This window comes from Micromonospora sp. NPDC051006, assembly GCF_044456245.1.
Taxonomy (GTDB): Bacteria; Actinomycetota; Actinomycetes; order Mycobacteriales; family Micromonosporaceae; genus Micromonospora.
The window spans coordinates 41,563-63,889 of record NZ_JBITFP010000030.1; the positions used below are offsets into that span (position 1 = coordinate 41,563).

15 protein-coding genes and 1 pseudogene are annotated in these 22,327 nt (G+C 69.1%); all 16 read right to left on the reverse strand.

The features are described from left to right. Window positions 1-24 precede the first annotated feature (24 nt). The 16 genes and pseudogenes from ACIBBA_RS30360 to fxlM all read right to left on the reverse strand — a co-directional run bounded on the left by ACIBBA_RS30360 (window position 25) and on the right by fxlM (window position 22,309). On the reverse strand, window positions 25-3,324 hold the full coding sequence (locus tag ACIBBA_RS30360; RefSeq protein WP_396701837.1) for an AAA family ATPase: 3,300 nt from the start codon (window positions 3,322-3,324) through the stop codon (window positions 25-27). Between the two features lie 19 nt (window positions 3,325-3,343). Further along, complete coding sequence (locus tag ACIBBA_RS30365) at window positions 3,344-4,498, reverse strand: exonuclease SbcCD subunit D (protein WP_396701839.1); 1,155 nt, start codon at window positions 4,496-4,498, stop codon at window positions 3,344-3,346. Between the two features lie 22 nt (window positions 4,499-4,520). Beyond that, window positions 4,521-5,837, reverse strand: coding sequence for an AAA domain-containing protein (locus ACIBBA_RS30370; RefSeq protein ID WP_396701841.1), 1,317 nt, complete (start codon window positions 5,835-5,837; stop codon window positions 4,521-4,523). Beyond that, window positions 5,828-7,312 (reverse strand): hypothetical protein, encoded by a 1,485-nt coding sequence (locus ACIBBA_RS30375; protein ID WP_396701843.1) that lies wholly within the window; start codon window positions 7,310-7,312, stop codon window positions 5,828-5,830. Before ACIBBA_RS30375 ends, ACIBBA_RS30370 begins: the two co-directional genes overlap by 10 nt. After that, a complete protein-coding gene (locus tag ACIBBA_RS30380; protein WP_396701845.1) occupies window positions 7,309-8,415 on the reverse strand; it encodes a hypothetical protein in 1,107 nt (368 codons plus the stop codon). The genes ACIBBA_RS30375 and ACIBBA_RS30380 overlap by 4 nt, the downstream gene beginning before the upstream one ends. A 39-nt stretch (window positions 8,416-8,454) precedes the next feature. Further along, a complete protein-coding gene (locus ACIBBA_RS30385) occupies window positions 8,455-9,243 on the reverse strand; it encodes a hypothetical protein (RefSeq protein ID WP_396701847.1) in 789 nt (262 codons plus the stop codon). Window positions 9,244-9,594: 351 nt separating this feature from the next. After that, window positions 9,595-10,623 carry an HIRAN domain-containing protein gene (locus ACIBBA_RS30390; protein WP_396701849.1) on the reverse strand — a complete coding sequence of 343 codons (1,029 nt, stop codon included), beginning with the start codon at window positions 10,621-10,623 and terminating at the stop codon, window positions 9,595-9,597. 131 nt (window positions 10,624-10,754) lie between these two features. After that, window positions 10,755-11,918 (reverse strand): tetratricopeptide repeat protein, encoded by a 1,164-nt coding sequence (locus ACIBBA_RS30395; protein ID WP_396701851.1) that lies wholly within the window; start codon window positions 11,916-11,918, stop codon window positions 10,755-10,757. Between the two features lie 72 nt (window positions 11,919-11,990). After that, on the reverse strand, window positions 11,991-12,989 hold the full coding sequence (locus tag ACIBBA_RS30400; protein ID WP_396701853.1) for an ATP-binding protein: 999 nt from the start codon (window positions 12,987-12,989) through the stop codon (window positions 11,991-11,993). A gap of 231 nt (window positions 12,990-13,220) precedes the next feature. Then, the gene (locus tag ACIBBA_RS30405; RefSeq protein ID WP_396701855.1) at window positions 13,221-13,793 is read right to left on the reverse strand and encodes a hypothetical protein; all 573 of its coding nucleotides are present in this window, start codon (window positions 13,791-13,793) and stop codon (window positions 13,221-13,223) included. Next, complete coding sequence (locus tag ACIBBA_RS30410) at window positions 13,790-16,561, reverse strand: tetratricopeptide repeat protein (protein WP_396701857.1); 2,772 nt, start codon at window positions 16,559-16,561, stop codon at window positions 13,790-13,792. The genes ACIBBA_RS30405 and ACIBBA_RS30410 overlap by 4 nt, the downstream gene beginning before the upstream one ends. Before the next feature lie 88 nt (window positions 16,562-16,649). Further along, a complete protein-coding gene (locus ACIBBA_RS30415) occupies window positions 16,650-17,057 on the reverse strand; it encodes a hypothetical protein (protein WP_396701859.1) in 408 nt (135 codons plus the stop codon). A gap of 505 nt (window positions 17,058-17,562) precedes the next feature. After that, window positions 17,563-18,087: pseudogene (locus ACIBBA_RS30420) on the reverse strand (lanthionine synthetase LanC family protein); the annotation flags it as partial. Next, window positions 18,084-20,831 (reverse strand): lantibiotic dehydratase, encoded by a 2,748-nt coding sequence (locus ACIBBA_RS30425; RefSeq protein ID WP_396701861.1) that lies wholly within the window; start codon window positions 20,829-20,831, stop codon window positions 18,084-18,086. The gene ACIBBA_RS30425 and the pseudogene ACIBBA_RS30420, both read right to left, overlap by 4 nt. A 68-nt stretch (window positions 20,832-20,899) precedes the next feature. Then, window positions 20,900-21,055, reverse strand: a complete 156-nt coding sequence (locus tag ACIBBA_RS30430; RefSeq protein WP_396701863.1) for an FxLD family lanthipeptide — start codon at window positions 21,053-21,055, stop codon at window positions 20,900-20,902. Window positions 21,056-21,067: 12 nt separating this feature from the next. Further along, window positions 21,068-22,309, reverse strand: coding sequence for a methyltransferase, FxLD system (gene fxlM, locus ACIBBA_RS30435; RefSeq protein ID WP_396701865.1), 1,242 nt, complete (start codon window positions 22,307-22,309; stop codon window positions 21,068-21,070). Window positions 22,310-22,327 lie beyond the last annotated feature (18 nt).

The following is a 22,327-nucleotide window of genomic DNA, read 5'->3' on the forward strand; positions in this document are numbered from 1 at the left end:
ATTATCAAAAGGTCGAAGATTGATTCAGAGGTTGTCCTTCATGATGGCTGACCCGAACTGATCGCGGCTTACTCGGAACTTCACGGGGACACGGTCGGCCAGGACGCTCACGTGGGTGACTACTCCGACCATGCGATTGCCCTGGCTGGCGAGGTTCTCCAGCGTGCTGGCAACTGTCTCGAGGGTCACCTCGTCGAGTGTTCCGAACCCCTCGTCTAGGAAGATCGAGTCCAGCCGGGCCGATCCGGCCGCGGCCAATGTGGTGATCTGCGCCGAGAGTGCGAGCGCCAGCGCCAAGCTCGCCTGGAACGTCTCGCCACCGGAGAGGGTTTTCACTGGCCGAGGCAGGTCGGCGTTGTTGTGGTCGATCACCACGAACTCGCCGTTCTCATGCGCGAGGTTGAACTGGCCACCGGACAGTTCGGCGAGGCTCGCCGAGGCGTCCTGGACCAGGACGTCAAGAGCCGATGCCACGAGCCAGCGGGGAAACTCGCTCGACCGCAGTAGGCCGCCCAGCGTGCTGGCGACGGCATGCTCCTCGTGCGACTTCGCCCGGCTGGAGCGTAGGTCGGCCAGCTGCGACAATTGCGCCTCGATGCTCTGGACGTGGGCGCGCGCTCGTTCAAGCTCGGCAGCGACGGCGGCGGAGACCGTGTCCGCTGCGGAGACAGGAGAGATGGCGATTGCGGCCTGCCCGAGGGCCTGACCAAGCGCCAGTTCCTTCTCGCCACGGTGGTGCTCCACAGCCGCAAGAGCAGCCTGGGCGGTCGGGAGCGTCACCTCTCGCCTGCCGACTTCCTGCTCGGCCCAGCCGACGAGCTCGGCCCAGGCGGTCCGCAGGTCCTCCTCTCGGACCGGCGGGGCCCCGAGCGGAACGAGCAAATCCCGTGCCGCTCGAAGTTCCTTCCAGGCCGTCTGCTCCTGAGCTTTCAAGGAGGCGAGCGCGTGAATAGCCGAGTCGCGGCCGGCACGGGCCTTCTTCAGTGCCCCTTGTACGACCTTGGCTTCCGCCGCTAGCTGGTCGATCCGAGCCAGCTCGGCCGCGACCTCGGCACTGCTCGGCGCCGCGGCCAGGGCTTCCACCAGAGTCCTCAGGCGGTCATTCTTCGTGCGAAGCGCCAGTTCGGTTTCTCGATCCGAACGCTCCGCGGCCACCCTGGCCGCATCCAGGCGTTCGACCTCCCCGTGCGCTTGCTTCAGACGCGCCGCCATCGACGACGACTCGGCGTCGGCTTTGCGCGCCTCGGCTTCGGCTTGTTGCAGGAGTTTGGCGTCGGCTTCGGCCATCTGACCGGACCAGCTCGCCAAGGTGTGCCAGGCGTCCGCTAGGTCGAGGCCGTCCACGGACGGCGCGCCGAGCGAGACAAGTGGATCCCGAGCGGCCGTCAGCGCTGTCCGCGCCTCCGCGTACGTCTTCGCAAGCGCCGCCGCCGCATGGCCAGCCGTTTCGTGAGCAGCCCGAGCCTCGCGGAGCGTTACGCCGGCATTCTTGAGTCTGGCGTTCAGGCCGTCCAGACGACTCAGCTCGCCGTCAACGGCGCTCTCGTCCGCCCATTCGCCGGTCAGCGCTCGCCTGAGCTCGGCTGTCTTTTCCCGCGCGGCAGCAAGCGCGTCGCTGGCTTTCTGCTCCTGCGCCAGGGCCGCAGCGTGCTGCCGAGCTGCGGTGTCGCGGTGCCCTTCGGCGGTAGCCAGGGCCTTCTCGGTCGCCGCGACGGTCTCATGTTCGAGGGGTGCCGGCAGCTCCTCCACCGGATGCTCGCAGACCGGGCACGGCTCGCCCGCTACAAGGTGCGGCCGAAGTACCGACGCGGCTTCGGCGCGCCCGGCTTCATTGCGGGCCAGCCGAGCCTGGTCAATGGCCCGGATCGCTTCGTCGAGTGCCGCCTGCCTCGCGGTGACCTCCGCTCGCGCGCGGTCGGCCCGGGTGATCAGGTCCGGTTCCGCGGCCGCGAGCTTGGTCAACTCGGCGTGGTGGTGTTTGGCTTGGTCCAGCGCGCTACGGGCGGGGGCCGCCTCAATATCGCGCCGCGCGTCAGACTCCGCCTCCTCCGCCTCGGCGAGGCGTCGACCGGCGGCCGCCAGCGCACTCTTGACGGAGACCTCTCGTTCCTGGATTTCGTCTATTCCGGTCGGGACGGACAGCCTGCTGAGCTTCTCGTACCGGGACCGGACCGTCTCGACGCGTTCCCGCGCGGCCTTTGCCTCCGCCTTCGCGCTCTCTGACGCCGCTTGGGCAGCGGCCGCCGTCTCCATCGCCAGGTCGCGTTCAGCGGTGACCGCGGCGAGATTCTTAGCCGCCTCCGCGTGATCGTTCTCCGCGTCGGGTAGCTGTTGCTCGAGTTGTGAGCGCTCGGCGTGGTTGCGCTTCGCGTGCTCCAGGAAACCCCGTTCCCCGGCCGCCGTCTCGAAGGTCGCCCTCGCGATGTCGTCAGCCTTCTCGGCCACGGCGAAGGCCTCGGTGGCCCGATCTGCGGCGCCTGTCGCTTCGGCCAGCCGCTCGGCGCGCATCTCAAGGTCGGACGGGAGTGCGACGCCGCCGAGTAGTTGCGTCTCCTCGCGAATCCGATCGGTGTTTCGCCGCGCTTCGTCGACCGCTGCTGTAGCAGTCGCCAGTTGGGACAGGATCGTGACGACCTGGTCTTTCAGTGCGGTGAGGTGCTGGACTCGTTGGTTCGCCTCGCCCAAGGCCTCCGAGGTGACGGTGGCGAGGCGGCCGATCTGCTCATCGAGGAAAGCGACTCGCTGCTTGGCCTCGGCCGCTTCGGCGTTGGCGCGCTGTCCGATGGTTTCGTACATGCCGATTCCGAGCAGGCGCGTGAGGATCTTCTGGCGATCGGCTGGCTTGGCGTGGAGAAACTCGGCGAAGTCGCCTTGGGGCAGGACGACGCAGGAGCAGAAGTGGTCGAACGACAGCCCGAGGAGTTCTTCGACGGCGGCGTTCACCTTGCCGTCGGCCGCGATCAACTCGGTCTCGTCATCGGTGGACCCGAGCCGGGTGGGATCGATCAACCGCTCGAGTCGGCCGCTGTGGATGCCGACGCCCACCCGGGTTCGCCGCAGTTCGCGCGCGGCGACGTACCGGCTGGCACCCACGTCGAAGACTAGGCGCACGACTCCCCTATTCACTGCGGGTGACAGCGCCAGCGAGACGGTTCGCCGGTCGTCCCAGCGCGGCACCGATCCATACAGCGCGAAGGTCATCGCGTCGATGACCGTTGATTTGCCGGCGCCCGTTGGGCCGATGAGGGCAAAGAAGTCCGCATCGCTAAAATCGACCGTCGCCGACTCACGGAACGATCCGAAGCCGGTCATCTCCAGCAGCACTGGCCGCATAGCTTGCCCCTCATGACTCGGAGATTGCGTCGTGCAGGCGCGCGAAGAGTGCCGCCAGCCGTGGGTCGTCCATGTTCTTGGTGGCGCAGTATTCGGCGAACAATTCCGCCGGGGTGCGCTCGATGCCGCTGCTCGCCGGCCGGGTGGTGGCGTTTGGGGCAGCGAAGGCCGGATCGATGCGAATGTCGAGGGCGTTTGGGAGGAGGTCGCGAACCTCCTCGAGCAGACCTGCACGCGCCGGCTCCTTGAGCTGGACGCGGAGGAACGCATCGCCGGCGCCACGCGCCCGGCTCTCAATCTCGGCGAGTGTGCCCCGGAGCGTCATCAACCGGCGACCGCTCTTGATCGGTATGTCGGTGACCTTTGCCGGTGTCGACGGTGTCGCCTCTATGAGGCACACGACACTCTCATTGTCTTGCTCTCCGAAGTCGATCGAGATCGGCGAGCCGCTGTAGTGCACCGGACACGGCGCGCCGATCGCCTGCCTGCGGTGCAGATGCCCAAGCGCCACGTACTGCGCCTCAACCGGGAACGCGCTAGCCGGCACGTGATATTCGAAGATCGACTGGGAGTCGCGCTCGCCGCCGCCGAACTTGCCTCCGGTCACGGTGAGGTGTGCCATCAGGATGTTGACGGCATCCGGCCGGAAGGCGCGGGCTAAGACCGTCAGCATGTCTTCGACGCGCTGGGCGTAGCTGATGGAGTTCATCACGGGCGTGTTAGCGATGAGCTCGGCTGCGCGGATGACGGTGCGCTGGGAGACGAAGGGCAACGTCGCGATCACCGCGGACTCGCCGGTTGAGCGGGCGGTTATCTCAATCGCTCCGTCCGAGCCGGCCCCGGGGGTGCCGACGAGGTGGATGCCGACCTCGTTCATCAGCGGTCGATACGCGTCGAAGGTCGGAGCGTGGTCATGGTTGCCGGCGATGGCGATCACCGGCATCCCGGAGTTACGGATCTCGAGCAAGGTTCGGACGAGAAGTTGCTGAGCCTCCGCCGACGGTGCCGCCGAGTCGTAGATGTCGCCCGCGATAAGGACGGCGTCCACCTCGTGCTGCCGGGCAATGCCGACGATCTCCTCCAGAACCGCGCTCTGCTCGGCGAGGCGGCTGTGGCCCTTCAGGGTCTTGCCGATGTGCCAGTCGGAGGTATGCAGGAACCTCATGTCCGGCTCCTTTCAAGAGGTGTCAGGCCGCGACGCGGTGCGCGTACAGGTGATTCATGACGGTCTGGTTGGCCGCCCATCCGTCCGGGAATTTGACCGGCTCGTGTAGGTGAACTGGCTCGCTGGATGGGTGCGCGTCGAGCAGCTCCCGGATGCCTGCCCGCCCGACGATGACGCACGCCTGTCGATGGCGGGAGGTGAGTACGCACAGGCGTCCGGCCTCGAGATGGAACGCCGTGGCGTCGCGTCGCCCCGACAGGGGATGCAGCACCACGGTCAGGTCGTATTCTCGGCCCTGCAAGCGATTCGCCGTGTCGACCGTGACGTCCGGCATGTCGGACAGCGCTTCGCGAAGGGCCGCCGCTTGATCGCGGTGCGCGGTGCCGACTGCGATTCGCTGCGAGGTGACCGGCCGAGAGTCGTTTCCCGACCGCGCGGTCGCTCCGCGTTCGAGAAATCTCCGAGCTACGTCGGCGACCGTGGAAACCGCTTCGGCGTCTGTCCGGGGGGTGTGTCGCGCGGGCAGTTCGTAGAAGCCCCAGCCGGTGGTCGCCGTCTCGGCCAGCAGGGCGTCCAGGGGAGAGCGCCCGAAGGCGCGGGTGTCGAAGGTGAGTTCACGGTCTCCCGGTTGGGGGCCGGTCCGGAACCCGGTGTAGGGGTAGAAGGCGGTGGCCACCACCTTCTCGGCGCTCGCGGGCAGCCGCCACGAGACGGGAAGCCGATGAAGCGGCAGGTCGGGGTTACTGCGCAGCAGCCCGGCCACCGCGCTCTGCATCGGGTCCCAGCTGAGCCCGCGCCAACGGTCGTTCTCAACCACGGAGAATGGATCCAGCTGGCCCGGGTCGCCGACGAACAGGGCCCGCTCGAACCGCGGGGCAATGGCGAGCAGGGAGTCCGAACGCATCTGGTAGGCCTCGTCGACAATCGCCCACGGCCAGGAGCGGTCCTTGACGTAGGCCCAGCGGGCGGCCGTCGCGATGACGATCTCACAGCTCAGCAGGTTGCCGAGATCTTTGTCGACCAGCACGTTGGTCAGGGCCGCGAGGCGGGCTGGCCGCACGTACGTGGAACTCGCCAGCCGTCCGACCATGAGGCCGGTCGGCAGGGCGGCGGAGAGGTTGGTGGTCAGGTCGTCGACCTGCTCATTGGTTTGGGCGACAATCATCAGCCGCTCGCCGCCCGAGGCGAACGCTATCGCGGTCCGGACCACGAGGGTGGACTTTCCCGCCCCGGGTGGGGAATCGACGACCACGCCGCGGTGCCGGCCGGATCGGAAGTCGGCGAGGATCGCGGTGATGACGCGTTCGGCTTCGGCTGCTGGGTCGATGGTCATTCCCATGCCTCCTGGGCGTCGTCATCGGTCGGTACATACGGTCGGGGCGGTCCGCCGTGGGTCCACGGTGTTTGGTCGGTCGGCGGCAGGTCGGGCGTGCGGATCGCGTCCGGGTAGACGCTGGTGTAGGTGATCTCGTCGCCGACCTCGGGCACGCTGCCCGGCGCGGGAGCCGCCGCCCGGCCCATGCCTCCGTCGAGCTCGAGGCTGACCAGCACACCGTCGGTCGATCGCGCGATTTCGGTGATCCGGGCGTTTTGTTTCATGCGCTCCGGCGCCCGCAACGCCTTGCCGACCGGCAGATGTACAGGATCGCCGGTGCTGACCACGATCAGCGGCCGGGTGACCCGGCGACCCTTCTCACTCCGGATGCGTCGATCACGGTCGACCGAAACGACGGTCCCCTGGAACGCCTCGCCGTTGACCCGGTAGCTCGCCATGACGAGCGGATCGTCCAGGGCCCGGCTGGCGTCGTAGGTCGTCTGCTCCCGCTCGAGGGACTGGAGTCGACGAGCCGCGGCCACCGCACCGTCCCGACGGGCCTGCGGACGGCCATCGGTGGTGAGGTAGTCGTGGTAGCGGCTGAAATCCCGGCGATCCGCCGTCCAGCGGATCTCGACCGTTTCTGCGGCCGGCAGCTTCCGAAGAACCTCAATCGCGCGCCACATCAACCGCCAGGTTGGCTCCAACTGGCCACGGAGCTCACGCTCGAGGGTTTCCACCGCACGCAGCCGTTTCGGACTGTCGGGCGCAGCGCTCTCATACGCCCGGATGGCAGGCGCCAGCACCTCGTTGTCGAAGGCGGGGTCGGTTGACGGGCCGGCTGGTGGCCAGACGAGCGGATCCTCGGCCGTAAGCGCGGCCTCAGGCCCGGAGACTCCCTCGGGCGGGTCGATCCAGCCGAGCAGTGCGGCCAGGTTCGCGTCCTCCACAGCGCTCTGCCCGCTGGCCCAATGCAGGTTCAGGGCCTGAGCCATCGCGAGCATGGCCGAGGAGCCCGGGTGCTCGGATCGCTCGCCCAGGTAGGTCAGCCACCGGCCGAGTAGCGGCACCCCGTGCGCTACCGGGAACGGCCCGTTGGTGCGCCGGAAGCGGGTGGATCGGCCGAGCAGCTTGACGAAACCGAGGCCGGCCACGTTCGGAACCAGCAATTGGGGAGCGTCGAGGAACACCTTATTTGAGCCGACCACCTCGAACCGCGCAGTGCAGGAGCGCACATAGGCCAACACGACGTCCGCCAACGAAGCAGCGAAGTCGAAGCGGAGGTCGCGGTTCCTCGGCTGGGACACCAGCAACAGGGCCGGATCCTGCTGCTCAGTGCCGATCATCGCGGCCAGCGGCGCATTTGCCTCGCCCGCCAGCGCCAGCGGGACTAACACCAACGGCCGGTCCGACAGGTGGACATGGCGACGTGTCGCGATCGGAACGGCCCTGCCAGCGGCCACGGCCAGCGCTTTGGCGTACGAGGAGATGGCGCTCATGCCGCCACCGAGCCGAAGATCTTGGCGGTCGTGCGGAGCATCGCCGCCGCCTCGGCCCGGTCGTCGCTCGCCACCAGGGTGCCGTCGGCCAGGCCGAGCGCCTCGGCGACGGTCTCCACACCGCCGAGTTCCTCGCGCACGCTAAGTCCCAGAGCCGCGGTGCAGCCAGTAGCCTCGCGCCGGCAGAAGAAGGCCATCTCGCATTTGGCGAGGCAGTCGGGTGCGTACCGCGCATCGATCTCGCCGAGTGCGGCTATCACGTCGGCGGCAGGCCGGCTCGGTTTGCCGTCGTCGTTCAGCGCAAGGTCGAGCGTCAGGGTCGGCGGCAACGCCGCGACCAGGCTCTCGATGCGCGTGAGCCGGGACAGCTGATGGTTCAGCACGATGAGCTGCTTTCGGACGTCGACCTTGGTGGCCACCGGCTGGTTCGAGAAGTCCTTCGGGCAAACCAACACGACCTCGTCGGCGACCTTGTCGTCGCCGAGCAGCCGCCGAAGGGCGAGCACGTAGACGGCGGACTGCGTGGCCGCGGCCGCGACCTTCCGTGCATCGGCCTGATCGTCAATTACGGAGAAGGACTTGATCTCGACCACGTGAAAAACACCGTCGTGGTGGAAGGCGACCAGGTCAGGCTCGAGGTAGACGTCGTTCCCGCCGACATCGAGGAGTAGGAGTGGGTGGTCGTAAAAGGTGGCGGCAGCATTCGGGTCGGCCGCGGCGCTGGTGAGCTTCTGTCGCGACCGTGCGTGCCGGACCTCCTGCCCGGTGTTGCCACCGACGTCCTCCAGGTCGGTGCTTCCGACTTCCCGGATCTCGAGGTCCAAGGTCTCGCGCAGCAGGCGGAGTAGTTCGGCGTATCCGTTCGCCTTAACTTGAGCCTCGAAGGCGTTGCCGCGGGTGATCGCGAACTGGGACTGGCCGAACTTCGCCGGGAATCCGACGTGGCGCGCAACGGCGTCCTTGTCGACGCCGGCGGCGTCGAGCACGGCGCGGCGTGCGCATCCGGGGTTGCCGGTCAGCGCGGCGACCGTGCGGGCATTGTGGCGTTTCGCGGTGCCGGTGCCGCGGATACGGCGCAGCCGGTCCTGGGTGTCGTTGTCCATCGAATCGTCCTTCGCGGAAGACGAAGTGCTACCAGGGAGTCAGGAGCCGGCCGCGGAGATACTCCGCAGCCGGCTGCCGAAGAGCTGCTCGACGTCGTCGAGCTGTTTGCGGGCCCGCTTCGCGGCCGCTTCGCGGTGCGACCGGTCGGCGTCCCGGTGGATCTCGAGCTCGGCCTCGGCCGCCTCGGCGACGGTCGCGGCAGTCATCGCGTCGCCGCTGGCGGCGGCGCCAGGGATGTTGGCGGCGAACCGCCACAGCAGCCGCCGGGCTTGCGGACCGGGATCGGGGATCCGGTCCAGGTGTTCGGCCAGACGGATAGCCGAGGTGAGGAAATCTACGCGCGGGCTCAGCGACCCGATCACGCGGGCGGCCATCGGCCAGGTGGAGACGGCCAGCAGGCCGCGGGCCGGCGCGAGCAGGTCGGCGGTCAGGGCAGCGCAGAGATAGTACGGCCGGGAATGCGGCGCCGAGCGGAAGGATCGTTCCTCGTCGCGGCGCAGGCTGGTGAGCCGGGCCGGGATCATCTCGCCGACGTGGAACGCCTCGTGCACGGCGATGATCAGCTTCGGTGCGGCGGGCGCACCTAGCAGGGTCAGCGCCTGGTGGACCTGCTCACGCAGCGGCAGCAGCGGGCCGGCATGCCGGCGGACCGGCGCGACGGGTTGTTCGGCGAGCTCGTCGAGCGCCTCCTCCCACTGCCGCTCGGCCTTGCGCAGCTCACCGCGCAGTACCTTGGCGCGTTCGCGTTCTCCGACGGTCACCGCCTTGCGGATGGCGGCGCGCAGCTCGTCGATGCGGCGTTCGAGGGCTTCGGCAGAGGAGGTCACGGGAACAGCCTACTGCACTCCAGCATATTCCAGCAAAGCCCAGTTTCCCGGCGTCGGTGCTTGCGGGGACACCCACCACCTTCGGCGGGCCCGGAGAGGCAGATGACCAGGGATAAGGCACTCTTGGACTTCGTATTCGACCGGCTGGCCGGCACGAATGCAGCCAATCGGCTCGTCGAGGTCATCCTCGGCACCCACGCTGGCGACGATCAGCTGCGAGCCGTGCTCGCCGGCGAGGACGCCCACCTGCCTTGCCGCAGCAGCCTCCGACCGGCTGCAGCCTCACCCGCCTCGAGTCGATCGAGTAGGTGTGTTGTGCCGAGGCAAGAGATCTGGCCGTTAAAAGGCGTCTCATTCCCAGACAGGAACCCACCACTGCCAGCCTTCAGGCGCGACGGGCCAACCCGGATCCGGTCTCCACCCGGGCGGAGGGGTCCAACCGGCCGGTGGTTGGGGCCAGTTCACCGGCACGGCGAATCTGATGCCTGTGGGCGCCGGTGGGATGGGACCATGGACCTGCGCCCCGGACGGCGAGGGTGCCTGCGCGCTAGAAGCCTCAGTGACCGCTTGTGCTTGCAAGGGCAATGCGGGATGAGCGGCCGGGCCGAGCCAGGTGTCGGGAAGTTCGTGGGCCCTGGCGACGTAGAGGACGACCTCAGTCTTGATCCGGTTTCCCTTGACGATGGCCCTGGCCGCGGTGGTCACGCCCTGTTCCGATAGGTGGTGGATCGCGGGAAGCAACTCGCCGCTCATCTTCGGCGTGAGCTGCCCGACCCGGCTGCCGTCCACACGGACCTCCACCACCGTTCGAGAGGTTCGTGCGGTCTGCTCGACCAGCTCATGGAGGCTGACATAGGCCCAGCGCTCCCCTGCGGAACCACTCAGCGGCGCGAGCACATCGAGGTGATTCTCCTCGCCCGTCACCTGGATTGCCGCTCCTGTCGGGAGCAGCCGATGCTGCCCGTGCGGCGGCAGGTTCACCGGCACGAGCATGTGCGGCTCCGCCAAGTCGAGCGTGACTGATCCGCGGAAACTGGCACTGCGATCGTCGTAGTCGGACCACTCCGTGCCCCAGACCCGGGCGGACACCTGGGGCAGCCACCCCTGTGCCGTGAGGCCGGCCAGTACGGGCATGTACCGGGCTGCTTCCTCCCGCGGAAGATGACCGAGCTGCCTGTTTCCCACCCAGACGCCGATGGCGTTGCGGTCGTGCCGGTTCTGCGGCTCGGGCACCAACTGAGCCGTCACGACAATCTCGCTGCCCGACGGCTTGAAGTCTTTCCCGAACAGCTCCCGGATCTGGGCGGCGTAGTGGGACTCGCCAGCAACCTCGACGCTGGCCCACCCCCGCTGTCCCCACAAGTCAAATGGGATCGACATGCACAGAACCTAGCCGCAACCACTTCTGACATGGCTACCCCGAAAGGACAGGATGCCCAGCCATCCATACAGCAGCAAAGGCTTCGGAGGACCGGTCGGTGCCACCCGAGTCGTCACCAATGTGCTCGCTTTCAGCTTCGACGCCGACGTATCAGCTGGCGTGCCAGCGAATCCGAGAGGGCTTGGTCGAGGCGTGTCAGGATGCGGTCAGCGATCGGAGGTAGCGCTCGACGTCGAAGTGGTGGTCGATGAGCCGCCGGCGGGCGATGCTCCGCTCGTGCTCGGTGAATAGCGGCTCGTACTCCGGCCGAAGCACCCACGCTTCGACGCTCATGCCGAGCTTCTTGTGCTGGTAGAGCGTGAGGAAACCTTCGGAGGTGCCCGGTCCCTGCAGCAGTCGCCGTGCGGCCTCGACTCCACCATGTTCGCTGACCATCTGGGCGAAGCGCGACTGCGAGGTTGGCCAGCGACAGCGCGGTGTCGTGGTCTCCGGCGGCGTGTTTCCCCAGCTGGTCACACCGGATGGACAGCGACCGCTCATGGTGAGCCAGCGCCTCGGCGTGTCGGCCGAGGTCGCTGTAGCGGTTACCCGCGGTGGAGAGGGTCACGGCCAGTGCGGTCAGAGCGGCCGGTGAGAGGGTTGCGAGTTCCTCGTAGATCTCGACCGCTTCCCGCGCCGCGGCCATCGCCTCCTCGTGGCGGTGCAGATCGGAGAGGACGTTGCTGTGGTTGTTGAGCGACTCCCCGAGGTGCTGGAGATGTGGTCCGCAATCTGCTCGGACCAGTTCGCGGCGTAGCGCGACGGCCTCCTCGCTGATTTCCAGCGCGGCGACGTGCCGGCCCAGGTCGGTCAGTGCGGAGGCCTGGCCGGCGATGGCGTGGGCCAGTCGCGGGCGGAAGGCGGGATCGTCACCGGCCAGCACCCGCAGGATCTCGACAGTGCGTTCCCATCGGGTGAGGGGTTCCTCGTAACGGCCAGCGTTCGACAGCCGCCAGGCGAGTGCCGCGTGCAGTGCCGCCTGGTTCGAGGGGGCTTCGTCGGCGACGAGGCGCTGCTCGGTGTGCCGGACGGCCAGCACCGCGATCCCCGGATCCAGGTCAGGGTCCGGTCTGGCCGGCAGCGCGCCCATGATCGCCGCGAGGAGCGACGCGTCGGCGCTGGGAGCGTTCGCCAAGGCGATCAGCGCTGCGGACCCGCCGACCTGGATGAGACCCGGTTCTGCGCGCAGCAGCGGGAAGAGACCGGTCGTTCCCAGATGCGGCCATCGTTGCGCGGAACTGGACAGAAAGATCATGGTGCGGGCGGCGTGCGCTGGCCGTACCGCCTCGTCGCCCAGAGTGAGAAGATCCGCTGTTTCCTGCGCCGCTCAGGTGTACGCCGGGTACACGATGTCGTGTCCTGGAGTAGTCAGCGCTATGAAGTCTTCGGCGAGCCGATCCGGATACAGCGGCGTCAGTACCATGTCGCCGTCGGCGGCCACCGGCGGGTAGCACCAACGGTGGGCCTGCAGCAGCTGAGGAACATCGCCGGACGCGGCAAATCCGCTCAGTACGCTCGCACCGACCGTCTGCGGGACCGACCCGGTGAGCGCCGCCGTGAATACGACGCGGCGCATCGTTTCCGGCTCCGTCCGGTACGCGCGACCCGCGCTGCCGGTTGGTTGTTCCTCGTAGAGAACCGCCCAGTGCCGGCTCTCCCGGTCGAGCAGGTAGACGGTCAGGTCCGACATCGTCTCCGGCACCCGCCGGCCGGACACGGCGGCGTCCACGCTGACAAGGGCGAACATGTGCAACGTCAGGGGCAGCCCGAACTCAACCCGGTCGATCGCGGCGGGCACTGGCAGCTGGTCCGACGCGGAGAGTCCATAACGTCGCGCGAAACCGCGTCGCGCCGCGTCGAACATCTCCGCCCGGTCCGGGCTCCCGTGCGGGATCGGCAACAGCGGCTGCACCGATCCGCCGGCTTGGTGTGCCTTGAGGCTCTGGCGTATGGCAGGCCAGGGGTCGGCGCTGCGGCCCAGCAGCAGTACGCGGGTGCTGACCGCGACATGGAACAGCAGACTGTTGTCGAGCAGCAGGGCCAGGTGTGACAGTGGCCAGCGGTCGGCGTAGTCAACGATCAGTAGCAGGCCGGCGGTCCGGTCGAGACGCAAATCTTCTGCGCCGGAGGCGATGACCGACCCTGCACCGTACGCGGCGGTGATCACCTGCCAGCCGTCAGCCTCGGCGTCCCGGGCGAGCCGGCCGGCCAGGCGGCTCTTGCCCTGCCCGCCGGGGCCGTACAACCAGCGGACGCCGAGCCGTGGCCCGCCGTGGCGCCATGCGTGCAGGGACGCAAGCTCGTCAGCGCGGCCAGTGAAATCCACGACCTAGAATTGCGCGTTTAGCATCCGACTCGGTAGTTCGCGGAGCCACCCCGGATCCGGGTCGAGCGCGGGCCGCCACCGCTGCAACCGGTACACCGGACTGCCGTCCTCGAAGGCATGCAGGTCGGCGCCATCTACTCCGTATCCGAATCCGCTGGTTACCGTGACATTCTGCCGGGGAGCTCGAACCAAGGGGGCTGCCTTTCGCGGAGGGTTGCGTGAGAAGTCGGATCACCGAGACGGTGCGCGCTGCGCCGAGTCGCGGGCCTGGAGGTGCGCCAGCGACGCGCGCAGCGCGGGCCAGGCATCGAGGGTGTCAGCTTCGAACAGGACGCGGGCCGGACGGTGCGGTTGATGGAACATCGCGTTACTGAGCAGCCATGTGAGTTCCCTTAGCGGCCAGCTGCCGGCCTCGTGGACGAGGAGCAGGATGCCAGCGGGAACGGCATCGTCGGGGATCGGCTCGACCGCCGGTGTCGGGTCGCCCGGGCCGATCCGGGACACCTCCACCACCTGCCACCGATCCACGTGGCAGGACGCTGCGAACGCATTCCGCATCGCCGAGCGCGCCTCCCTGCCGCCGTACAACCAGCGCAGGGCCAGATTCGCGGGACGATTCCGCCAGGTGGTCAGGTCGCCGTAATCGACGGGCGGCAGACTGGGTGCAAGCGGATGGAATGCCGGCGGGCGCCACGGCGCGAGCAGGTAGCGATTCCGAGGCGGGCCCACCGTGTACAGGTCACCGTCGATGACGCCGTACGCGAATCCACCGCTGGCCGTGATGATCTGCCGGCTGCCGGTCATGCATACCAGCCGATTTTGGCGTGCAGGGCACGTCGGAACTCGGACACCGATGCCAGCGCAGATTCCAGTTCCGGCCAGCTCCCCACATGCCGGGAGAGGAGGGTATCGGACTCTTCGATGGCGGCCACCGCCTCGGTGAGTAGCGTGAGCTCCTGCTTGCGCCGGGACGGCCGGATCCGGGGTCGTCCGAGCGGGTTCTCCCGCCAGACTAGATCGGCCAGACAGGTGGCAAGGTTGTTCAACGAGAGCGCTAGCTCCGGCTCGTGGAATCGGGCGTCACCGGGTGCCATCTGCTTCAGCAGCGCACGTCGCAGGGCGATGACCTCGCGAAGGATACGGACCGCCTCGTCGGTCTCGCCGTCGGCGGACAGCCGACGGGCGAACTCGTGCAGCGAGGCGGCCAGGTCCGGCAGGAACGCCGGGGGGTTCGCCTCGGCGAGCCGGCGCCGGATCGCCACAGCCTCACGGGCGGCGTCCAGCGCCTCGGCGTTACGGCCTGCTTCGGCCAGCCGGTTGCACAGCTCACTCTGGGCGCGGGCGACGTCTGGGAGGAAGGCGGCGGGCCGGGTAGCGGCGAGCCGTTGGTCGATCACCAACGCCTCTTGGGCCACGGCGACGGCGGCGCCGGCCCGGCCGAGACCGGACAGGCACCGGCTGAAGGTGTCGAGGGCGGCTGACAGCTCCGGGAGATACATCTCGTCGGCGTCCGCGAGCTCGCGCCGGATGGCGACCGACTCCTCTATGTACGGCAGGGCCTCCCCGTGGCGATGGAGGTTGGTGAGCTGCTCGGCCACGTTCGCCAGCGTCTTGGCGTACTGGGGCCGGTACGTCCGTGGTTGTGCTTCGGCCAGTTCGGCCCGGATCCGGTTGCTTTCCAGCCCGTGTGCCAGCGCGTCGTTCCACCGGTTAACGTCGGCGAGCGCCCGGGACAGGTTCAGCTCCACGATGGCCAGCTGCGGCAGATGAGCCGGGTCGACCTTGGCGAGCCGCGTCTGGATCGTGACCGCCTCGCGGGCCGCGGTCACCGCCTCGTCGCGCCGGTTTACCCGGCCCAGGTTCACCGCCAGGTTGCCGAGCGCGCCGGCAAGGTCGGCGAGGGAGTCCGCTTCGCCGTCGCGCGCCAGTTCACGTCGTACCGCGATGGCCTCCTCGGCCCGTGCCAAGGCCTCATCGCGGCGGCCTACATCTCTCAGCGATACTGCGAGGTTGGCGAGTGCGTCTCCGAGGACTGCGAGGCGGCCGTCCCGGTCTGGGTCCGCGCCGCGGCACAGCTCCACTGCGCGTTCATTGTGCGCGACCGCGTCATCGTGCCGGCCGCCATTGGCAAGGCGGTACCCGCACCGCACGTGTGCGTCGGCGCGAACCACGGGATCCGTGTGGACCTCGTCCCGCCATACAGTGAGAACCTCGGTGATCGCGGCGATACCCGTGTTGAGGTCCACATGGCTGTCCTCGGGGAACATCCCCTCCAGTGTGAGCATCACCTTGGGAGAGAGGCCAGGTACAGCGGCGAGCGCGACGAGCGCGCCGCTGCCGGCATCGAGGGCGAGTTGCGGTTCGCTCAGCAGGATCGGATAGAGGTACGCCTCGCGCAGATGTGGCCACCGCGCGGCCGCCGCGATCAGGAAGGTGAGGGCACGCCGCCGGGCCGGAGAGGCGGCGGCGATGTCGGCGCCGAGGAGCCCTTCGGCGGTGGGCAGGGCCCAATCCTGAGCCGGGTAGTCGGCATCATGTCCAGGCAGGGTGAGCGCGAGAAAGTCCTCGGCCAGCCGATCCGGGTACAGCGGTTCGAGGGCGTCGAGGGTGATGGTGGTTGCGGGGTAGCAGCGGCCGTGGTCGTCCAGCGCCGGGTCGGCGACGTCGAGGCGGCCGAGTAGGCCGGAAGCGGTCGACCGGGGCATCGCGCCGGTCATCGACGCGGTGAACACCACCCGGTTCATCACTGCGGCCGGGGTCATGACTGCTGCCTGCTCGTGCAGCAGCGCCCAGTGGCGGTGCTCACGGTCGAGCAGATAGACACTCAGCCCGGCCAGGTCCGCCGGTGGCCGCTTGCCTGTGACGTGTGCGTCCACGGCGACCAAGGCGGCCATGTGCAGGGTGAGCGTGAGAGCCAGTTCGGCGGCGTCGCCGTCCAGTCGTGGCAGGGCGATGTCGGCGTCCTCGACGCCGTATACCTCGGCGAAGCAGCGGCGGGCGGTCTCCGCCATCGCCTGCCGCCGACCCTTCTCAGTCGGGACCGGCGCCAGTCTCAGCCGGGCGCACTGCGTGCCGTGTTCGCCTAACTGCACGTTTAGCGCCGGCCAGAGGTCGTCGGTGCGCGCGAGCAGCAGAACCCGCGTGCGCACGCCGTCGCGATGCAACAGCGAGTTCGTGAACAGCATCGACAGCTCGGTGAGCGGCCAGCGGTCCGCGTAGTCGACGATCAGGAGGATTCCGGCGGTTTCAACGAGACTCAGGTCGTGCGCCGACGCTGACGGCAGGACTGACCCCGTGCCGGCCGAGGCCTGGACCACCTGCCACCCTTCGGCTGCGGCCTCCTCCGCGAGCCGGGCAGCCAGGCGGGTCTTACCCTGTCCACCCGGGGCGTACATAAGACACGCGGCTAGTCGGGCGGGACGGCTCCGCCACTGGTGCAGCGCGGCGAGCTCCGTGTCGCGCCCGACGAAGTCGACGACGCCGAAGGCGGCGTTGAGCATACGGCTGGGCAGCTCCAGCAGCCAATCCCGGTCGGCTCGTCGGCGTCCCGTGCCCGCCGTCAGCAGGTACACCGGTGACCCGTCCGGGCGCTTGTGCACGTCAGCGCCCGTGACCGCGTACGCGAAACCGGCCGTTGCGGAGGCCCACTGGTGGCCCCCGTCAGCCATTGACACCCGCGGCCGGGCCGTTCTTGATGTCGCCGTTGATCACACCCTGCGCCGTGGACAGGGGCGCCGACGCGTTGATGTGCATGGTGATCGGAGCTGCCGGCGCCGCCGGAGCAACCGGATCCGCCGGCGTCGAAGGCTCGACCAGTTGCTCGGGCCCGGCCCGCCTCGCCTGAACAAGCGAGACGACCAAGCCGATGATCGACACCAGGAGCGCCGTGATGCCGACGAACATGCCCACCACGCTGGCGATCTCGTCACGCTCGGACAGCGGCCGCCGGAAGTACCCGATTAGCGGCTCCTGCAACAGTTGCGCACACGCGACCGCGATGACACCGCCCACGAGGCCGAAACCCAGCCAGAACCAGCGCCGTCGTACCCGGGAATCCGTCGGAGGCATAGTGACCTTCCTTCGCCGCCACTATCGGGACAGTCAACACGAGCGCGAAGATCAAGACAATCGATCTCACAGCTGAGGGGCGCCTGGTCGAATGCCAGGACTGGTCCCGCGCCGGACGTAGGACTCCCCGTGTGGGCAGTCATCGACCGGTCGGCAATCAGGGTCCAAGCGAGCCCGCTGCCGGAAGATCATTTGGCTCGATCCGAGTTCAGAGATCATCGTCGGTTGGTTACGACTGCGAGCGCGCTTTCGTGCCATCTACAACGACGCCCTCACGGCGGATCACACCCGGCCACGGCATCCTCGCCGAAGTCATCGCACGGCTCCGCCGCCTGCCACTACCGGCCTGACCATCGCCGCCCTGCCGGCCCCGAGCCACCACGGAGACACTGCGCACCCGGCGCGAACACCCTGGCCTATCGGCATCTGCACACACGAGGAACGCAGAAATACCTGCGCTGGCGCAACGCCAACGCCCGCCATCCCGACGTCCTCGCCGCTCAACGCCGCGAACGCCGGATGCTGGTCCGGGCTCAGGTGCGACCGGTCCGCCGACGGGCGCCGCCTGGCGGCGTTCGGGCCCGTTCCAGCACCACCAGCCGGGCAGCGCGCCTCGGGGTTCGGTGAGCCGGACGAGGTAGTCCAGGACATGACGGAGCAGATCATGCTCGCCGAGCCGGCGCAGGACAACGCCGAGCCCGGTCAGCCCGCGGATGAGGTCGTACTCGGCGTAGTGCGGCTGTTCGTGTCGGTCGATGCGGCGGTGGGCGGCATCGAGCCGTCGGCGGGTCACCGTGGCGGTGCCGTCGGCGCTGGCCGCTCGTGCCGGGGCGAGCCCCGGGTGGTCGGTGGTGGCGAGGACGAATGCGAGCGCGGGAGCGCCGTAGAAGAGGCTGGCCCCGTCGGCGATGCTCACGCCACCGGCGGTGGCACGGCGCAGTGCCTCGTACGCTGCGGGCCGGTTCCCGGTTTCCAGGTGCAGCAGGGCGGCGCCCGCCGCGCCGTCGGCGAGGGACTGTCCCGCGGTCACGACTTATGCCCGGCGAGGGTGGTGCGGGCGATGGTGCGGGCCAGCCGCAGGCGGTGCCGTTCGGAGGCGAGGTCGGCACCGATCATGCGGGCGTGGTGCAGGTGCAGGAGGTCGCCGAGCACCTCGTCGGGGTCGAGCCCGTCATCGACGACCAGCGACCGGTAGGCGGCCAGCGCTGCCGCGAGTCCCTCGTCGTGCACCCGGCGCCGGGCATGTTCGAGCTGGGCGGGGTCGAGGCGGGGACCGGTCTGGTGGGGGACGTGGGTGGCAAGCCAGCGCGGCCCGTCGCCGGTGAAGCCGTCGGCTAAGGCGATCATTCCGGCGGCGGTGGTGGCTTGTCGGTCGCCGGTGAGCCTGTGCAGGGCGGCCCGGGAATCGGCGGCGAACACCCTCTCGGCGGCGGCGAGGGTGGCCGCAGTCCCGTGACGGGTTTCGGGGCGGTACGGGTGCAGGCTGTAGTCATGTACGACGGCGTCATCGTGCAGGTGCTGCACCCAGCCGGCGAGACAGCGGGCGGTGTCGGCGAACCCGTCAGTGTCCGTAAGTGGGATGCGTAGCCGCAGGTGCGGCTCGGGGTGCGGATACCGCAGAAACCACCAGCCGGCCGGTAGGTGCTCGGCGGGGCGCCCGGCGAGGTCGGCCAGGATGTCGTCGAGCCGACCGCGTAGGTGTGCCTCCAGCCACCGTGACCGCCCAGGCCAATGCTGAACAGTGGTAGCGGTCCGGGCTGGCCGGACTGGTCGGGTGGCCGGCGCGGGATGGGTGAGGGTGAGCAGGAGTTCGGCGGGGCGGTCGTCGATCCAGCCCGCGGACCCTGGAGCCTCGGTGATCACGGTGCGGGGGTGCCGGTCGAGGTGGTCGCGCAGGACCGCCAGGTGCGCGTGGTCGTCCAGGTCAAGGCGCAGGCGTATGTCGTCGTCGCCGACCAGGACCTGCTGCGCGATGTGCCGCTGGTGGCGGTGTCGCTGCCAGGCATCGCGCCACTGCGGCCATGCCGTGCCCTGAGCGGGAAGCGCGGTGTGGTCGATGATCCAACGGGCGGGGTGCAGGACGGTGCGTCCGCGCCGCAGGCGGGGTAGGAACGGCAGGCCGCCGGCGTGTCCCCAGTCGATCCGGCTGCACGGTGCCGTCCACGCGGTCCAGATCTCGGTCAGGAACCGCATCAGCGGCTGCTGCAGCGTGGGCAGCAGCACGCTGTTGAACAGCAGCGGTTCGACGGGTTGACCGGTGGCCAGCGATACCAGCCACAACCGGTGTCCGTCGCCGGTCACCGCCAGATCCTCGACCGTCCACGGCGGTGCCGGGTGGAAGTCGCCGAGAGGAAGGACGGGCAGCAGCTCGGGCACGCGGGCCACTGCGGTGAGGCGGGCGTCCAGCGGGGGTCCGGACAGCTGCACTGTGGCAGCGCCAGGCAGGGTGGTCGGGAGATGTCGGTAGACCTGTTGGAATCCGGCGAGTTCGGCGGGGGTGAGCAGGTGCAGGAACCGGGCGGCGGCGACCCCGGCGTGGCGGGACCCGCTGAGCACCGTCAGGGTGAACGCGCCGCGGTCCAGATCGTGCAGGCTGTCGGCGGCGAGGGTGAACCGCAGTTCGGTGTGCGGGATCGGCGGCTGGTCGTCATCCCTGCGCAGCCGGTCGATCAACGCGTCGTCGAGCACCACTTCGGCGCAGTCGTCGAGTGCGGCCTGCTGCGCGAGTTGTCCGAGCAGCCGGTCGCGGGTGGTGAACAGCGCTGGGGCGCGGCGAGTGGATCCCCGGTAGCCAGCCGGAAACCCGAGCACGTTCAGCACATCACGGATGGGAACAGCCGCGCCCGGACCCCACCGTTCGATGAACGCGTTGTGGTACTCAGCCCAACCGGCCGCATGAGGCGGCGCTACCGCCACGAGCGTCGACGCGGCCCGCTCCGCCTCGTGCAGCACGGCCGGGGGCAGGGTCACCGCGATGTCGGCGCGTAGATCGACGGCGACTCGGCCACCTGCCTCCGGGACGGTGTAGTGGCGGGCGACGTGTGCGGCCGGGTCGGTGGCGGTCATGGGTGGGCGTAGGGCCGAAAGCAGGACCCCGTTGTGGACCAGTTCGGCCAGCAGCCGCTCGGCGCCGGCGACGCTGGCGGGTCCGGCGATCGTCGCGGCGAGGAAGGCGAACCTGACCGGGGACCGCGCCGCCTGGATCGCAGCCCGAATCGGGCCGGTCAGGCGGACCTCGACGTCCCACCGACGATCGGCGCTGGCGTGGGCACAGGGCAGAACCCACCTGTCGCCGCGCCGGTATCCCAGCGAGTTGGTCACCACGGCGAGAGTGCGCAGGGTGGCGAGGTCCTGTTCGGCCCGCGCGGTGTGCTCGGCGATGAACTGGCCGTCGGGGCGGGAGACCGCGCGATGGGCCTCCCCCAGACGGACCGTCGCGCGAGCGCCGAACTGGACCGGGGCGACGCCGGCGAACGTGCCGAACGGGGTCGCGCGGGTGGTCCAGCGCAGCAGGTACCGGACCGCTGACTGCACCAGCCGCCGCAGCCGCTGCTGAGGCACCGGCTCACCGCTCAGAGCGCGTTGGATCTGGTCGGCCAGCTGCGGCGCCGCGCAGGCGACGGCCGCCGCAAACCCGGGCAGCGTCCAGGTCTTGTCCAGCCACTCGCGCCACTGGTCTGGATGACCGTCAGACATGTCGGGCCAGGCAGGCAGCACGAGGCCCTTCGGGTAGGCGGCGATCCTTATCAGCGCCGCACCAGCTGCGGGAACCATGATTCACCATCCAATCGACGGGCCCGGCGCGCGCGACGCCAGGCCCGATCGTGAGAGAAACGGATGGGTCAGTTGCCGCCGTCGCACTTCGTGGTGCAGGCGTTGGAGCCGGTGTTGCCCGAGCCGCACCCGTCGTCGGTGGCGGTGGCGTAGCCGCCCGCGGTGGGGCCGGCGTCGACCAGGCTGACGTCCAGGACGAACTCCGAGGCATCAGTTTCGTTCACATGCATTCCCTTCTATGCGGGGGTGAAGGTGAGGACGAAGCGGCTGTGCCGCTTGTCCAGCACCGTCCCGGCCGGCAGGTCGCCGTCGGGAGTACCAGCGGGCAGGACGTGCAGCATCGGCGATGGGCTGCCCGAGTCCAGCCACGCGCGCATGTGTCCGACCATCCGCCCGGCCGCCGCCGCGGCGTCGGGCCCATGCCCGCAGGCGCCCAGGTCGAACGTGTTGTCGGCGGTCCAGCGCAGCGTCGAGCGGTAGCAAAACGCACCGTTTTCGAGGGCAGCAGGCGTGCCGAAGCGCCACGCCAGGGCGACGACGCCCGCATCGATGGCCTCCTGCTGAGCAGTGAGAACAACGAACTGCTGCCCCGCATCGGTGATGCGGGTCGCCAGCCACAGGTCGAGGTCAGCCAGGACGGTGCGAGGGGGCAGGCTCACCCCGGCCCATGCCTGTGCCGGTGGCTGCGCCAACAGCTCGCCGACGGCGTGGTGATTGACCTGCTGGTCCTCGTCCAGCCGCAGGTGGACTCCGTCAGCGATGTTGACGTACCGCACCTGATGCGCCCCGGCGCCCTGCATCGACACGAACCCGCACAACCGCTGGCTGTGGCTGACCAGCCGGTCCCCCGTCCGACGCATCGCCCAGGAACGCGTCATCCCGAACGTCCGCAGCGGTACGACCAGCGTTCCGTTCTCGGCGAGCTGCGCGGTCCAGGCCGGTGAGATGTCCCAGGCGCCGACCGTGACGATGATCAAGTCGTATGGACGGTCCGGGTTAACCGGTTGCTCGGCGTCCGCGCACACCACGACCACGTCGTCGTAACCCGCCGCGGTCAGGCAGGCGGTGGCCCGGTCGGTCACCTCGCGATCGATGTCAACGGTCGTGACCGAGCCCGACGGGCCGACCAGCTCGCGCAGCAGCGCGGCGTTGTATCCGCCGGAACCGATCTCCAGGACGTGGCGGCCGGCCAACCCGCCGTCGATGGCGTCGACTGCCTGGCCGAGCATCTCCGCGATGAGCCACGGCGCCGACACCGAACTGACCGCCTCGTCGCCGATCCGCTTGGTCACCACGGCCTGGTCCGCGCGGTACGCCTCCGGCAGCGCGGCATCCGGTGTGAAGAGATGGCGTGGCACGGACCGTAGCGCCGCCTCCACTTCAGGCCGCATGATCAGTGCTTTCTCCGCATGATCAGCGACGAGCTGATCGACCATCGCGGCATGGAGGTCCTCGCCGCTCGCCGTGTCGACACTCATTCGGGTGCTCTCCCTTTC